13 protein-coding genes and 4 tRNA genes are annotated in these 14,857 nt (G+C 62.0%); 12 read left to right on the forward strand and 5 right to left on the reverse strand.

The genetic code is table 11. From position 1 onward, the window contains the following. Window positions 1–61: 61 nt before the first annotated feature. Window positions 62–970 carry a LysR family transcriptional regulator gene (locus ACFWHB_RS02545; RefSeq protein WP_395949394.1) on the reverse strand — a complete coding sequence of 303 codons (909 nt, stop codon included), beginning with the start codon at window positions 968–970 and terminating at the stop codon, window positions 62–64. A gap of 76 nt (window positions 971–1,046) precedes the next feature. On the opposite strand from ACFWHB_RS02545, the gene ACFWHB_RS02550 reads away from it, so the two are divergent. The 4 genes from ACFWHB_RS02550 to mdtD all read left to right on the forward strand — a co-directional run bounded on the left by ACFWHB_RS02550 (window position 1,047) and on the right by mdtD (window position 5,919). Beyond that, on the forward strand, window positions 1,047–1,664 hold the full coding sequence (locus ACFWHB_RS02550) for a LysE family transporter (RefSeq protein ID WP_338890180.1): 618 nt from the start codon (window positions 1,047–1,049) through the stop codon (window positions 1,662–1,664). A 117-nt stretch (window positions 1,665–1,781) separates the two neighbouring features. Next, entirely contained in the window at window positions 1,782–3,188 is a 1,407-nt protein-coding gene (locus tag ACFWHB_RS02555) for a D-arabinono-1,4-lactone oxidase (protein WP_395949395.1), read from the forward strand. A 123-nt stretch (window positions 3,189–3,311) separates the two neighbouring features. Then, window positions 3,312–4,439, forward strand: a complete 1,128-nt coding sequence (locus ACFWHB_RS02560; protein WP_395949396.1) for a CobW family GTP-binding protein — start codon at window positions 3,312–3,314, stop codon at window positions 4,437–4,439. Window positions 4,440–4,500: 61 nt separating this feature from the next. Then, window positions 4,501–5,919, forward strand: a complete 1,419-nt coding sequence (gene mdtD, locus ACFWHB_RS02565; protein ID WP_395949397.1) for a multidrug transporter subunit MdtD — start codon at window positions 4,501–4,503, stop codon at window positions 5,917–5,919. A 223-nt stretch (window positions 5,920–6,142) separates the two neighbouring features. On the opposite strand, the gene ACFWHB_RS02570 is transcribed toward mdtD, so the two are convergent. The 3 genes from ACFWHB_RS02570 to folB all read right to left on the reverse strand — a co-directional run bounded on the left by ACFWHB_RS02570 (window position 6,143) and on the right by folB (window position 9,102). After that, on the reverse strand, window positions 6,143–7,978 hold the full coding sequence (locus ACFWHB_RS02570; protein WP_395949398.1) for a methyl-accepting chemotaxis protein: 1,836 nt from the start codon (window positions 7,976–7,978) through the stop codon (window positions 6,143–6,145). 234 nt (window positions 7,979–8,212) lie between these two features. After that, window positions 8,213–8,731, reverse strand: a complete 519-nt coding sequence (gene folK / locus ACFWHB_RS02575) for a 2-amino-4-hydroxy-6-hydroxymethyldihydropteridine diphosphokinase (protein ID WP_163154556.1) — start codon at window positions 8,729–8,731, stop codon at window positions 8,213–8,215. After that, window positions 8,731–9,102 (reverse strand): dihydroneopterin aldolase, encoded by a 372-nt coding sequence (gene folB, locus ACFWHB_RS02580; RefSeq protein ID WP_106885677.1) that lies wholly within the window; start codon window positions 9,100–9,102, stop codon window positions 8,731–8,733. The genes folK and folB overlap by 1 nt, the downstream gene beginning before the upstream one ends. Window positions 9,103–9,273: 171 nt before the next feature. On the opposite strand from folB, the gene plsY reads away from it, so the two are divergent. The 8 genes from plsY (at window position 9,274) to ACFWHB_RS02620 (ending at window position 14,130) form a co-directional block, all read left to right on the forward strand. After that, window positions 9,274–9,936, forward strand: a complete 663-nt coding sequence (plsY, locus tag ACFWHB_RS02585) for a glycerol-3-phosphate 1-O-acyltransferase PlsY (RefSeq protein ID WP_159392282.1) — start codon at window positions 9,274–9,276, stop codon at window positions 9,934–9,936. A 47-nt stretch (window positions 9,937–9,983) separates the two neighbouring features. Then, a tRNA-Phe gene (locus ACFWHB_RS02590) sits at window positions 9,984–10,059 on the forward strand. Window positions 10,060–10,109: 50 nt separating this feature from the next. Continuing rightward, window positions 10,110–10,185 (forward strand) — tRNA-Thr (locus tag ACFWHB_RS02595). A 3-nt stretch (window positions 10,186–10,188) separates the two neighbouring features. Continuing rightward, window positions 10,189–10,264 (forward strand) — tRNA-Phe (locus ACFWHB_RS02600). A gap of 8 nt (window positions 10,265–10,272) precedes the next feature. Next, a tRNA-Asn gene (locus ACFWHB_RS02605) sits at window positions 10,273–10,348 on the forward strand. Window positions 10,349–10,620: 272 nt separating this feature from the next. Continuing rightward, the gene (locus tag ACFWHB_RS02610) at window positions 10,621–11,625 is read left to right on the forward strand and encodes an OmpA family protein (RefSeq protein WP_111911078.1); all 1,005 of its coding nucleotides are present in this window, start codon (window positions 10,621–10,623) and stop codon (window positions 11,623–11,625) included. A 324-nt stretch (window positions 11,626–11,949) separates the two neighbouring features. Continuing rightward, complete coding sequence (locus ACFWHB_RS02615; protein WP_106885680.1) at window positions 11,950–13,293, forward strand: potassium channel family protein; 1,344 nt, start codon at window positions 11,950–11,952, stop codon at window positions 13,291–13,293. A gap of 237 nt (window positions 13,294–13,530) precedes the next feature. Next, window positions 13,531–14,130: a Yip1 family protein gene (locus ACFWHB_RS02620; RefSeq protein WP_106885681.1), complete on the forward strand. Its 600-nt coding sequence runs from the start codon at window positions 13,531–13,533 to the stop codon at window positions 14,128–14,130. 125 nt (window positions 14,131–14,255) lie between these two features. Here ACFWHB_RS02620 and ACFWHB_RS02625 read toward each other — a convergent pair whose 3' ends face one another. Beyond that, window positions 14,256–14,588: a hypothetical protein gene (locus ACFWHB_RS02625; protein ID WP_289976344.1), complete on the reverse strand. Its 333-nt coding sequence runs from the start codon at window positions 14,586–14,588 to the stop codon at window positions 14,256–14,258. Window positions 14,589–14,857 lie beyond the last annotated feature (269 nt).

Raw genomic sequence — 14,857 nt, forward strand, 5'->3', positions numbered from 1 at the left:
ACGGCTGGCTGCCGTGAGTCCCCGAGGTCAACACTGCCGTGCGGGGAGGAACAGTGAGCGCTCAGCTCAGGCTGTGCAACCAGTTCGCCAGTTTCTCGTGGGCGCTGCCGGGCTCGGGTCTGGCGGGGGCGAGCAGGTGGTAGCCGGTGCCATCCGGAACGAAGCCGAGCGGAGCAGCCAAGAGCCCAGCCTCCAGATCGTCACACACCAGCCGGCAGGGGCCTATGGCGACGCCAAGGCCCGCCACGGCGGCCTGCAGGCTGAAGTAGAAGTGTTCGAAGGTCTGGGTCGGTGCCTCGTCATTCTGGGGTTGCCCTGCATTCTCCTGCCAGCGTGACCAGGCATCCGGGCGCGTCTTGGTGTGCAGGCGGGGGGCCGAGGGACGCAGGGCGGATTCTTCCCCTCGCGGCTCGAAAAACTGCGCTACCTTGCCCGGCTGGCAGACAGGCCCGGTCAGCTCCTCGAACAGCAGCTGGCTGTGCAGATCCTTGGGCCAGTCGAAGTCATTGCGCCGGATGGCGAGATCGATGCCGCTGCCAAAGCTGAGGGCGCCGCCCCCTGCCATCAGGTGGACGTCCAGCTCGGGGTGCAGGGCCTGGAAGGCGGGCCAGCGCGGGATCAGCCAGCGCATCAGCAGGGTGGGCTCGCAGGAGAGCACCAGCGACTGGGGGCGGCTCTGCTGGCGCAGCGCCTGGGCCGTCTCCCGGATCTGGCCCAGCCCCTCCCTGACCGCCTGATAGAGCCGGTCGCCCGCCTCGGTCAGGAAGACCCGACGCTGGCGCCGCTCGAACAGCCTGACGCCCAGGTCTTCCTCCAGCAGGCGCACCGCCCGGCTGATGGCGCCATGGGTGAGGTGCAGCTCGTCGGCGGCGCGACCGAAGTGCTCGGTGCGGGCCGCCACCTCGAAGCAGCGCAGGGCTGTCAGGGAGGGCAGCGACAGGCTTTTCTGTGAATTTTTCTCACCGTTCATGTCAGAAGTTATCGTTCGTCATTGGGTTTATTGCCAAATAAAATAGCCGATATCCCATGTGATCAGGACTATTTTCATGACCGAACTGTTAGCCGTAGTCGCCATTACCTTCTTTGCCGTCATCAGCCCGGGCCCCGATTTCGCCATGGTGTCGCGCAACAGCCTGCTGCTCTCCCGTCGCACCGGCGTGCTGACGGCGCTCGGCATAGCGGCCGGGGTCTGTGTCCACGTGAGCTACACCCTGCTGGGGGTGGGCCTGCTGATCCAGCAGTCCCTCTGGCTGTTCAACCTCATCAAGCTGGCGGGGGCGGCCTACCTCATCTTCCTCGGCATCAAGATGCTGCGGGCCCAACCCGCGACCGGTGAAGAGATGGCCAGTCAACCAGCCCTCTCCAGCCTGGGGGCGCTGCGCACCGGGTTTCTGACCAATGTGCTCAACCCCAAGACCACCATCTTCATCGTCAGCCTCTTCATGCAGGTGGTGCAGCCGCAGACGCCGCTGGCGGTCCAGCTCGGCTATGGCGCCTTCATAGTGCTGGCCCATGCCCTCTGGTTTAGCGCGGTGGCGCTCTTCTTCTCCAGCGCGTCGGTGCGGGCTCGTCTGCTGGCGGTGCGCCACTGGATCGACCGGGTGTTTGGCGGTCTGCTGGTGGGATTCGGCATGCTGCTGGCATTGACCCAGCAATCACGCTGAGGAGAAGGGGGCTGGCCCCCCCTTATCCACCCTCGACTGTAGGGGCTTGTTTTTCATGCCTTGGCGCTCGCTTTTCGGTAGAATTGCCGCTCATTTTGAAGTCAGATGAGGCGCGGTATGACGGTCAGGTTCCAGGCATTTCACAGCATCAAGGCGATTGGCAATCGGGAGGTGCTGTTCAACTGGTCCAGGACCAACCCCCTCGGCGCCCTGGATCAGGTGTGGCGCCCGAAGAATCGCGACGAGCTGCAGGCGCTGCTGCGTGAATACCCGACGCGCAAGCTGCGGCTGATCGGCTCCGGCCTCTCCTTCGAACCCATTCACAGCGTCTATGCCGAGGGCAGTCAGGCGCTGCTGGTGGATTTGCACCATCTGCGTGGCCAGCTGGCGAAAACCGCCGATACCGTCACCTACCAGGCGGGCACGCCCCTCGATACCGTCTATGGGGATCTCATCGCCATGGATAGGATGCTGCCTGCATCCCCCGGTGTCATCGGCATCCAGACCCTGGGGGGCGCGCTCAGCACAGGCACCCACGGCCAGGGGCTGCACCAGTCCTCCCTGTGCGATGCGGTGGAGGCCCTGACCGTTATGCTGGCCAATGGGGATATTATCCAGGTGGATCGCACCGATCCGCGCTTCGGCGCCTTCGTGATGGGCATGGGCATGCTAGGTGTGCTGCTCGACGTGCGCCTTCGCACTGTGCCGAACCGCATCATGCGCTGCACCAAGTTCACCACCGACTACCCCTTCCTGCTGGAACACAATGAGCGGCTCAACCGTGAACACGGTTTCGTGAAGAGCTGGTGGTTCGCCTGGACCGGCGAGAGCCACATCTGGCTGGTGGATCCCGCCTCCGAGGAGGAGGTGGTCCGCTACCGCGCCGGGGGCAGCAAGCCACTGCTGCTGGAGGAGGGCGTTGACGGCGCCATGAACACCGCACTCAATGACACCATAGATGCCACCCTGCAGAAGATGGCGCGGGACACCAAGGACGAGGCGCGGGCCGGGGAGCATTTCGAGACGGTGCGCCGCTTCAAGGACGCTTCCGATTTGGTGGGCAACGTCTACCAGATCCTCTGCAAGGGGATACCGGCGCCCCAGATCAACTGCGAGGTGGCGGTACCCCTCGAGCGCATGCAGGAGGCGCTCGAAATTCTGCAGCACTGGCAGGAGCGCAACCCGGGGGCGCTGCATTACCCCTTCATATTGCGCTGCACCGGCCCCTCCGAGGCCTGGCTCAGTGCCGCCTATGGCAAGTCGGTGTGCTGGATAGGGTTCCTGGTCTATCTGGCGGCAGACGGCACCTTCGTGGGCGGCTCCATGGAGCAGATGCGCGAGCTGCAGCAACTGCTGGTGCCGCTCGGCGGTACGCCGCATTTTGGCAAGCACCTGGCGATGGATCTCTACGACTTCCCGGCCCTGCTGCCGCGCTGGCACGACTTCCTGGCCCTGAAGCGCGAGCTCGACCCCAACGGCCGCTTCGAGAACCGCTGGCTCGGCGAACTGTTCGCCAACCGGTGAGGATGGCCTCTTGGAAAAGGGCGATATTTTTTGCTCCCTTCTCCCCTGGTGGGAGAAGGGTTGGGGAGGAGGGGAAGAGATAGCCTCTTCAAGCCCCATGACAACAGGCGCTAAGGATGTGACATGACAGACCCACAAGACACCCGTATCCCCGTGACCCTGCTGACCGGCTTCCTCGGCAGCGGCAAGACCACCTTGCTCAACCATTGGGTCAAGCAGCCGGAGCTCGGCGAGTGCGCCGTGCTCATCAACGAGTTCGGCTCTGTGGGGCTGGATCATCATCTGGTGCAGCAGGTGGACGAGCAGGTGGTGCTGCTCGATTCCGGCTGCATCTGCTGCTCGGTGCAGGGCTCTCTGGTGGAAGCGCTGCAGGGACTCTTTATGAAGGCCATTCAACGGAAAATTAAGCCGTTCAAGCGACTGATTATCGAGACCACTGGCCTGGCGGATCCCGCGCCCGTGCTCTTTACCCTGAAGGAAGAGGGCTTCATCGCCCAGCGCTACCGCTTCGATGGCACAGTGACAGTGGTGGATGCCGGTCATATAGAGCAGCAGCTCGGCCAGCAATACGAGGCGGTCAAGCAGGTGGCGCTGGCGGATCTGCTGGTGGTGAGCAAGGGGGATCTGGTGGAGGAAGAGACCCTGATGCGGGTCGAAAGCCAGTTGGCATCCCTCAACCCGGCGGCCCCCATCCAGCGGGTCAGCAACGGCGTGCTCTCACCCGTTGTGCTGGAGAAGCTTGGCGCCTACAACGAGGCGGCGGGGCGCGACCTGCGCCAACTGCTGGCCTGGCTGCGCACCGAGTCACCCCGACAGGGGCTGGCATCTCCCATGCAACCCAAGATGCAGCCCTTTGCCGCCAAGGTGGGCACGGCCGCACCGACTCATTTCGAGCATGGCAACATAGAGAGCTTCTCCCTGCGCATCGGCGAGCCGCTCAAGCCGTCCCGCCTGCTGGCCGCCATCGATGCGGTGCAGGCCCAGTATGGCGACGCCCTGCTGCGCCTCAAAGGGATCTTGCAGCTGGAGGGCGAGAGCCAGCCCGTGGTGATCCACGGAGTGCACGGCCAGCTCTATCCGTTGCAGGCCCTGGGGGAGTGGCCCGAGGGCAAGGCCCAGTCCCGGCTGGTGTTCATCGTGAAGAGCCAGGACAAGGCGGGGATAGAGCGGTTGTTCCTTGATACGCTCAAGGCCCCGGAGCCCAGTCTGGAAGAGCAGCTCAGAGCCATGCTCGGCCAGCCGGATGCCTGATATGCTGATATGACCCGCGCCCGTGCGGGTCTTTTCTTATCTGTTGAGGAGACAAAGACTCATGCCTGACAGCACTCACCTGGTGACCCCCGCCCAACGCAAGTGGCTACCCTGGCTGACCGCGGTCGGCTTCTTCATGCAGACGCTGGATGGCACCATACTCAACACCGCCCTGCCCAGCATGGCCGAGGCCCTGGGGGAGAGCCCGCTGCAGATGCAGTCGGTGATCATCGCCTACATGCTGACGGTGGCCCTGCTCATTCCCGCCTCCGGCTGGCTGGCGGACAGGTTCGGCACCCGCCGCGTCTACCTGGCCGCCATACTGCTGTTTACCCTGGGCTCCCTGGCCTGTGCGGCCGCCAATACCCTGCCCATGCTGGTCGCCGCCCGGGTGCTGCAAGGGGTGGGCGGCGCCCTGCTGATGCCCATAGGGCGCCTTGCGGTGCTGCGGGTCTACAGCAAGCATGAGCTGCTGCGGGTGATGTCCTTCGTCACCATCCCCGGCCTGCTGGGGCCCCTCATGGGCCCGGCACTCGGGGGCTGGCTGGTGGAAGTGGCGAGCTGGCACTGGGTCTTCCTCATCAACCTGCCGGTGGGCGTGCTCGGGTTCATCGCTAGCTGGTACTTCATGCCCGATCTGCGCCAGCACACCGCCAGGTTTGACTGGCAGGGATTCGTGCTGTTCAGCGTCGGCATGGTGCTGGTGTCGGTGGGCCTGCAGGGGCTGGGGGAGCACAGCATCTCCACCGGCTGGGCGCTGTTTGCGTTGCTGTTCGGTCTGGCCGCCATGGCGAGCTACTGGCTCTATGCCGCCACAGTGGCGCAGCCGCTGTTCAGCCTGGCGCTGTTCAAGACCACCACCTTCGCCATCGGCATCTGGGGCAACCTGTTCGCCCGCCTCGGCAGCGGCGCCATGCCCTTCCTCACGCCGCTCTTCCTGCAACTGGGGCTGGGCTTCTCGCCGAGCAAGGCGGGCATGACCATGATCCCCACTGTGATCGGCGCCATGCTGACCAAGACGCTGGTGAACAAGCTGATCCCGCGCATCGGCTATCGCCGCATCCTGATCGGCAATACCCTGGCGCTGGGGGTGATGATCGCCAGCTTCTACTTCATCGACAACCAGGTGCCGCACTGGGTACTGCTGGTCTGGCTGGCGGTCTTCGGTGCCATCAACTCCCTGCAGTTCTCCGCCATGAATACCCTGACCCTGCAAGACCTGAGTGCCGAGCATGCCAGCAGCGGCAACGGCCTGCTGTCGGTGGTGATGCAGCTCTCCATGAGCCTGGGGGTGGCCATCGCCGCCAGCCTGCTCGGGCTCTTCTCCGCCGGGCAGCCGGCACAGGTGAGCGAACGCTGGCTCGGCGGCTTCCACCTCACCTATCTGTGCATAGGTTTGATGTCCATGCTGGCGGCGCTGATCTTCGCCCAGCTTGCCAGAGATAATGTGAAGGAGGGACGTCGCCAAGGTCCTGTCTGATGTCCATGCTGGCGGCGCTGATCTTCGCCCAGCTTGCCAGAGATGATGTGAAGGAGGGACGGCGCCAAGGTCCGGTCTGATGGCCGCGCGGGTGGAGCAGGCCTTCGCCCAGCTTGCCAGAGATAATGTGAAGGAGGGTCGTCGCCAAGATCCGGTCTGATGGCCACGCGGGTGGCACGGCAAAAAAAGAGGGCGGCCCTGGCCGCCCTCTCTCATTGGGGGATCAGACCCTGAACTGATCGACCGCCCGGTGGAGCAGGCTCGCCTGCTCGGCCACGTTCTGGCTGGCGCGGCTGTTCTGTTCGGCCTGGGTCAGTGCGTCGTTGGCGATGTCGCGGATCACCACGGCATTGCGATTGATCTCGCTTGCCACCGAGCTCTGCTCTTCGACTGCCGTGGCTATCTGGGTGCTCATGTCCATCATCTGGTCCATCTGACGGGTGATGTTGGCGAGCTGGGTGCTTGCCTCTCCGGCGGCTTCGACGCTGCGCTCCCCCTGGGTGCGACACTCGCCGATCAGGGTGACCACGCTCTGGGTACGGGCCTGCAAGCCGGAGACTATGGCGGCAATCTCGCTGGTGCTCTGCTGGGTGCGCATGGCCAGGTTGCGCACCTCGTCGGCGACCACGGCGAAACCTCGCCCCTGCTCGCCGGCTCTGGCGGCCTCGATGGCCGCGTTGAGGGCCAGCAGGTTGGTCTGCTCGGCGATGGCCTGGATCACCTCCAGCACATTGCCCACCTGACGGCTCTCCTCGGCCAGGGCGATCACCTCCTTGCCCGAGGCCTCCAGCTTGGCGGAGAGGGAATGGATCACCGCCATCGTGGTCTCCACGCTCTCCCGGCCCTGCTGGGCGCTCAGGTTGGTGGTACGGGCGCTCTCGGCGGCGCTCTCCGTGTTGCTGGCGATCTCCTGCACAGTGCTCTCCATCTCTGTGGCGGCGGTGGCAACCAGATCGCTCTCCTGCAACTGCTGCTGGGTACCCTCCTGAGCGGCGTTGGCGTTGCGCTGCAATTGGGCTGTGAGGCGTTCCAGATCCGTGACCGAGGAGACGACCTGGCCTATGACCTGGTTGAAGTGCTCCAGCATGGTGTCGAAGTCGCGGCCCATGGCGCCAAATTCGTCCCTGGAGCCGATGCGGGTGCGCAGGGTCAGATCGCTGCTGGCTGTGACCCGACGCATGGTGTCCGCCAGCCGTTGCAGGCCGGTCATGACGTCGCGCCCGATCAGCAGGTTGAGGCCGAGGGCGGCCAGTATGCCGAGGAGGCAGAGCAGTACCATGACCCTGAGGGTGCGTTCATGGGTGGCGTCGGCTTCCTGGGTCAGGGCCTGGGTCAGGGTCATGCCCGCCTGGCGCATCTGCTCGGCGCTGCGATTGAGCTCGCCCCTCAGCCCCTCGCCGGCACTCAGACCCAGGCGTTGATCCTCAGTGACCAGGGCGAGGAAGTTCTGGCGGTAGCGTTCCAGCAGGGCGGCGAGGGCCGGTTCACCGACGAGCGCCTCGGCCAGGGGGGCCAGGTTCTGTTCGAACTTGGCACGATAGCTGATGTCGCGGCGCAGCATGAAGTCCTTCTCGTCCCGGCGCAGTTGCAGCATCAGCAGGCTCTCCTGCTGCTGGCCCCGGGCCTTGAGCTCCTGCTCCAGTGCGTGGATGGCCTGACGCAGGGCGCCGTAATGGCCGCTGGTGGGGGTGAGCCCTATCTTCTCCTGTTGGGCGCGCAGGGTCTCGAACTGGCGGCTGTACTCCTTGAGCTGGGTGGCAAAGCCCAGTATGTCGGCCTGCTGCGAGCCCCCATGGTCTCTTGCCATCTCGGCGAGCAGGCGGCTGGCCTGGTCACTCTGGGTGGTGAAGGCGGTGGCGGCGGCGGGGTCCCGGCTCAACAGAAACTCTCTCTCCTGCAGGGTGAGGGCGACGAGGTCGGCCTCCACCTGCTTGGCCTGCAGCATTTCGGCGTTGCTGCGCGACTCCTGCCCGGAGAAGTAAAACATGACCCCCATGACGACGGCCTGGATCCCGGCCACCAGGATGGCGGATAACACAAGTTTCTGTTTGACGTTCACGACGACCTCAAGGGGCAAAGGAGTTGGCTAGCGTATCGGCGCTGAAGATATATTCTGAAGGCGGCTTTAGCATTTTATTCCGCCGGTTTCGCGTTTGGGATTCGATGGGTTCTGTCATCCCACTGTCATGTAGCGAAATAGTCTGGCGTCGCCCCTGACCTGAGGCGGAGCTAGTGAGGGAGGGCGAGGGCGCCCGGGCGGAGGAAACCGCCCGGGCGCCCATGCTGGCGTGGATCAGGCCTGGATATCGGCCAGGATGCCGCTCGGCGTCCAGTGGAAGGGGATTGGGTCGAGGCGCTGGGAGGCCTTGTCATAGCCTTGCCACAGCTCGCCCAGGGTGCGGCCATCGGTGGGATGGCGCAGGCCGGGGGCCAGCTCCGCCAGCGGCCAGAGCACAAAGGCGTTGGTGAGGATCTCGCCACGGGGCAGTACCAGAGGCTCGTCGCAGACCAGGTCGCCATAGAGCAGCAGATCGAGATCCAGGGTGCGGGGGGCAAACTTCTTGGCATCCGGCTCGCGGCCGTGGGCGAACTCCATGGCCCGCAGCCGCTGGCACAGGGTTGCGAGGGGCAAGTCGGTGTCGGCGCCGACTACCAGGTTATAGAAGGGGCGGCCGTTGAAGCCTACCGCCTCGCTCTCGAATACCCGGGAAACCTGCAACTCGCCAAACTCGGCATGCAGGGCATCTAGGCCGGCACGGATGTGGTGCTCCCGCTCGATATTGGAACCCAGGCTGATATAGATGCGGGTCATCAGCAGGCGCTCGCGGCCGGGGTCCGGTGGCGCAGGATCTCGACCCCGACGCCGGCGGCATTGGGCACGGCACCCGGCTTGGTCAGGGTGACCTTGACCCACTGCACCCGCTCGTCGGCCAGCACCAGGGCGGCCACCTGCTCGGCCATGGTTTCGACCAGCTCGACGACCTTGCTCTGGGCGTGATCACAGATCTTGCGGGAGAGGGTGGCGTAGTCCAGTGCCAGATTGATATCGTCAGTTGCGGCGGCGGGTCGGTTGTCGAATCCCATCTCGAGATCGAAACAGAGCTTCTGGCGAATGCCTTTCTCCCACTCATATACCCCTATGGTGGTCAAAACCTCGAGTCCGCGAATAAACACCTTGTCCATGACAGTACTTCTTCTTTACTCTTGATGGGCTGTGAAAACAGCGCAGGGATGCAGGCCTGGCAAGCCGATTGCCGCTGGCGGCCGGTTTGGGCGACAGGCTTTCGGGCAAGCCCAGACCAGAGAATGTGGCCCGCATCATACCCCATTCATATCGTGGTAAAAACGACCAAGATGACGGCCCTGACGATTTTGATGATTATTCTGGCCTATCTGGGCGGCTCGCTGTCCAGCGCCGTGCTGGTTTCCCGCCTCACGGGTCTGCCGGATCCCCGCGACCATGGTTCCCACAACCCGGGGGCGACCAATGTGCTGCGCCTCGGTGGCCGGATGGCCGCGCTCATCGTCCTGTTGCTCGACGTGCTCAAGGGCATGGCTCCCGTCTACCTCGCCTGGTATCTGCAGATTAAGCCCGTCTACCTGGGGTTCATCGGCGTCGCCGCCTGTCTGGGCCACATGTACCCCATCTTCTTCCACTTCCGGGGGGGCAAGGGAGTCGCCACTGCGCTCGGCACCATGCTGCCCATCGGCTTTGCCATGGGGGGGGCGGCGATCGCCACCTGGCTGCTGGTGCTGCTGGTGAGCGGCTACTCGTCGCTGGCTTCCATCATTACAGTGCTGCTGACCCCGCTCTTTACCTACCTACTCAAACCGGAATATACCCTGCCGGTCTCCCTGCTCTCCTGTCTCATCCTGGTGCGCCATCACGAGAACATCACCCGCCTGCTCAGGGGTGAGGAATCTCGACTCTGGGGCCGCCGAGGCGCGGCTTCTCCCACAGAAGTGATTAAAACGAGTGATGCTGCGCAAAAAAGAGACGAACGAGACGAAAAGTGAAATTTCCCGTTGACCACCCGCCTTAAAATCCGTTTAATAGCGCCCACGCCCAGATAGCTCAGTCGGTAGAGCAGGGGATTGAAAATCCCCGTGTCGGCGGTTCGATTCCGTCTCTGGGCACCAATTTTGGTGCCATGAAAGAAAAATTTGTTCATGCACAATAGTTTAAGTGTGCCGGCTTAGCTCAGTAGGTAGAGCAACTGACTTGTAATCAGTAGGTCACCAGTTCGATTCCGGTAGCCGGCACCATTTGCCCAGATAGCTCAGTCGGTAGAGCAGGGGATTGAAAATCCCCGTGTCGGCGGTTCGATTCCGTCTCTGGGCACCACTTACAATTCCTCCTTAGTTCAGTCGGTAGAACGGCGGACTGTTAATCCGTATGTCACTGGTTCAAGTCCAGTAGGAGGAGCCATTTCAAAAAGACCCTTGTCGCAAGACAAGGGTCTTTTTTTATGTGCTCGATAATCCCATGGCTCCTCAGGCTCCCGTATTTCAGGGCATGGAAAACCCGCTATCGAGTGAAAACGTTTTTCTGCTGAAAGCCGAGAAGTGCATGAAAAACAAGCAGTAAAATGGGCGGTAAATAGCCTGCGCTTAAGGTCCTGTACATGATTTCACCTATAAAATGGAGACCACATATAACAAGGGCCCAACGCCCGCCATTTAGTATTGATGAGGCTATAAATGAACTTAAGACTGACCCCTGTCTGGATTGCACTGGCATTGGCAACCACAGCAGCTCACGCTACCGACGACATCTACTTTGGTGCCGGTGTCGGTGCCGCTCACTTCAACGGCCTGAACAACGCTGCCGTCGAAACCGGCACTGAAGATGCCGCCGCGACCAACCTCTTCATGGGTTACAACTTCAACGAGACCTTCGGTGCCGAACTGGGTTACCAGTACGCTGGCCGTGGTAGTGCCGATGGTGAGCGTTACGAGAACCAGGGCGCGACCCTGTCCGGTATCGCCCGTCTGCCCCTTGGCGAAGATTTCTCCCTGTTCGGTGAAGCGGGTGCCTACTGGGCCCATACCGACGGCCTGGACAACAGCGACACCCGCGTCTCTCCGCTGGCCGGCGTCGGTCTGACCTACAAGCTGAACGATGCTCTGGATCTGCAGGCGCGCTACCGCTACATGTGGGACGTGGCCGATCTGACCACCTCCACCGGTGAGCAGTACAAATCCAACCAGAGCGTAGCGACGCTGGAAGCCGTATATCACCCGTTCCGTACCTCCTACGTTGAGCCTGTAGCTGCTCCTGTAGTGGCAGAAGCGGCCCCTGTGGTTGTCGAGAAGAACTTTTCCCTGAACTCCGACGTGCTGTTTGCCTTTGGCAAGGCAGATCTGAAGCCGGAAGGTGTGGAAGCCCTGAGCGGTCTGTACCAGCAGATCGTTGAATTCCAGCCGAAGGATGGCAGCGCCATCGTCGTTGGTTACACCGACCGCATAGGTTCCGATGCCCAGAACCAGCAGCTCTCCGAAGCCCGTGCCCGTACCGTGGCCGACTTCCTGGTGAGCCAGGGCCTGGCCACCAGCAAGATCGCCATCGAGGGCCGCGGTGAAGCCGACCCTGTCACCGGCACCCAGTGTGACGGCGTCAAGGGCAAGAACGAGCTGATCTCCTGCCTGGCACCGGATCGCCGCGTCGAAGTCCGCGTCTCCGGCGTGCAGGAAGTACAGCAATAAGCTGACGCAGTTCAGCTGATGTGAAGAGGGGATGCCATGGCATCCCCTTTTGCTTGTCCGGGCTCCCGCTTCCCGGACGGGCGAAACCGCCTGGCATGGCGATCCTGCTGCCGGCTCCCTCTTCAGTCCCGCGACAATTTGTCGCTCCCCGCTCCTTATACCTTCCCTGTCAGTGAGTTACAGCCATCCTCTCGGCTAGTATGATGGCGTGACCGGCCTGTGCCCCCCGTTTTCCTGCGAACTGGCATCTCTCTTTGGGCGTGCAGGCTCCTGATCCGCTCCCTCGGCACTCTGGGAGGGACAAATCCATGATCGAGGTAATCTATGAATGCGACTGAGCTGTGGCAGCTTTCTCCCGAACAATTCAACGAGTGGCGACGGGAGAATGACTATCCATTGATCTGGGAGTTGCTGGTGGCCTCGCTGCCCCATTTCGACGACTGGATGACAGAGCAGAAAATAGAGAAAAGCGTCATCTTCCAGATCGGCATAGCCCGCTTCATCAGCTCGCGATCCGTGCTCAGCCTCTGCGTCTACATGAGCGACGACAAGATAAGGCTCTATGAGACCGCCTCGAGCGCGCTGGAGTCCCTGCGCAAGAGCGGCCTTATCCGCTCCGAGACGCGCTTCGAGCCCTATGCCATGTGGCTGGCCGCCAGGCACGGCAAAGCAGAGGTGAAGCGGGTGCAGAGCCTGCTCTCCGTCTCCGAGAACAACAAGGGGGAGGCCCAGGTGCTGGGCAAGCATCGGCTGCTCAACATTGGCGGCGTCGAGCTCAAGAGCCCCATCATCTCAGGCCGTCTGCTGGACTTCACCTGCCTCGACGAGCTCTCGCTGGATGGCGCCGTCAACAACTCCAAGGTCTATCTGTGGCACTGCTCGGCCAAGGGGGTGAGGGTCAATGGCGGGGTGATCGGCCTCGATCTGTTCGACTCCCTGCTGTGGGATCACAGGGCCTGGGCCAAGAAGCGGGAGCTGGCGCTGGAGGACGGGGTGTTTCAGGACTTCACCATAGAGTGCGAGGAGATCCGTTTTCACTCCTCCCGGGCCGTGCTGAAAAACTTCAACGTCAGTGCCAAGAACTTCGATGCCACCATGGAGCACACCAATCTGGACAAGGTGCAGGTGGTCTACAACGAGAATGGCCGGATCGATCACAACGAGGCCAGCAAGCTGTACCGCAATGCCAAGCGCATCTTCTCCAGCGTGGGGGACACCGTCGATGCCGGTGAATGCTATTACAAGGAGAAGCTGCACGAGATGAAATCCCTGGCAAGCCCGAGGGAGCTGTTCAGGGAGCGCTGGCTACGCAGCGGCCTGATGACGAAGGGGTGGCTCTCCCTGTTGTGCTACCTCAAGTGCGCCAGCAAGTTTGTCAGCTTCATCACCTGGGGATTTGGCGAGCGGCCGATAAGAAGTCTGCTGATGTCGATGGGGGTCATATTGCTGGCGACCCTGACCTACTTCCTGGCGCCTGAGTCCGTGACCCATGGCCACCTGGGGCGTTCCCTCTACTTCAGCATAGTGACCTTCGTGACCCTGGGTTACGGCGATATATCCCAGACTTCCTCTCCCCTCCAGTTGTTGTCGGCCATAGAGGCGTTCTGCGGCATGTTTCTGACCGGCCTCTTCCTCGCCGGCTTTGCTTCAAAGACCAAGCAGTATTGACGATAGCGCTGGCGGCGGTGCACCACTTGCTCCGCCGCCAGGGACTGGCCAACCGCCAGAACCCGCCAGCACGGCGGGGATGGCGCTCTTCCTTGACGCACCGGCAGTGGAGCGACTTTATTTAGAGTCATGGGTCGCGCTTGCGATGGATGGCGCACCGAATGTTGCACGAGAAAAAACAAGGGAGCGAGAGCGGTATCGACCAGTCCACAATCGAAGCAGAGAAGGAATAACGCTATGATATTGAATCACTTATGGGGATTGTATGCGCATCCTCACACCGAATGGCATACCATAGACGAGAGACATGACAGTTTCCGAAACAGTCTGACTCATATCCTGATCGTGGCCCTTATCCCGCCCATCTGTGCCTATTATTCCGCCGTGCACATAGGTTGGAGCATTGGCGTCGGTGAGCCCATCACCCTGACCGCGAACAGCGCCCTCATGCTGTCGATCGCCATGTACGTGACGCTCATCATCGGCGTTCTCGCGCTCTCCTATCTGGTGCACTGGATGGGCCATACCTTCGGTTCGGATCCCAGCTACACGACGTCGCTAGAGCTCGCGGCCTACACCTCCACGCCGCTGTTCATGGTCGGTTTCTCCGCCTTCTTCCCGCACCTCTGGTTCATGATGATCATCGGTCTCATCGGGCTCAGCTACTCGGTGTACCTGCTCTATGTGGGGGTGCCTATTCTGATGCACATCCCCAAGGAGCAGGGGTTCATCTACGCCAGCTCTGTGGTCACCGTCGGTCTGGTGCTACTGGTCTGCGTGCTGGCAGCCACGGCCATTCTGTGGGGATCCGGCTTTGGCCCCGTGTTTACCCATTAGCCGCTGACGAGTCGGCAGAAACGACAAGGGTGCCTCTATGGCGCCTTTGTCATGGGGCTCACTCACGCTTTCTGGCCGGGTTGTGGCAACCGGACGGAGTGAAAGCGTTGGTCGCGAGGCCGGGATCAGCGCGGGTTGCCGCTGCCGATGCCAAAGGGGATGCGGTAGTCGCTGCTCTGGTCCCCCAGGCTCACTGTCAGGTTGCCCTGGGTGCGGCTCGGGATCTGCACCTGCTGGGTGCCCATCAGGTTGGCGTGGACTGAGGCCACCAGATCACCAGACTCGTCGCGTACCTCCAGCATGGGGTTGGCCTTGCCAGCCATGGTCGCGCTGGCGTGCCAGTTCACGAACAATACGCCAGGGGCGGCATTGAAATCGGCAGGAACGGAAGCCTGAGCAACACCGGCAGTCATCAGGCCTGCGACGGCCAGCATCTTGATTAGGTTTTTCATGTTCATTCACTCTCTTGATCTTTATGTCATTGGCAAGGCCGGAGAGGCCCGCATCAATGCATCCTTGCAAGAGGTTATTCAAATACTATGTAGTTCTTTTACTGACATCAGACACCCTGTTTTGGGTATCCCAGCCTGGAACAACCTGTTATTTGGCCACTTGGCGATCCTGCCTAAGCGATGAATGAATGGTAAACAGGTCATCGCTTGGTTGTTATCGAGATAAACTGGTCTAGATGTTCAAAAAACATGAACAAGATATGAGGGGGCCGCCG

Origin of the sequence: Aeromonas mytilicola subsp. aquatica (assembly GCF_044336385.1) — a bacterium.
GTDB classification, from domain to species: Bacteria; Pseudomonadota; Gammaproteobacteria; order Enterobacterales; family Aeromonadaceae; genus Aeromonas; species Aeromonas rivipollensis.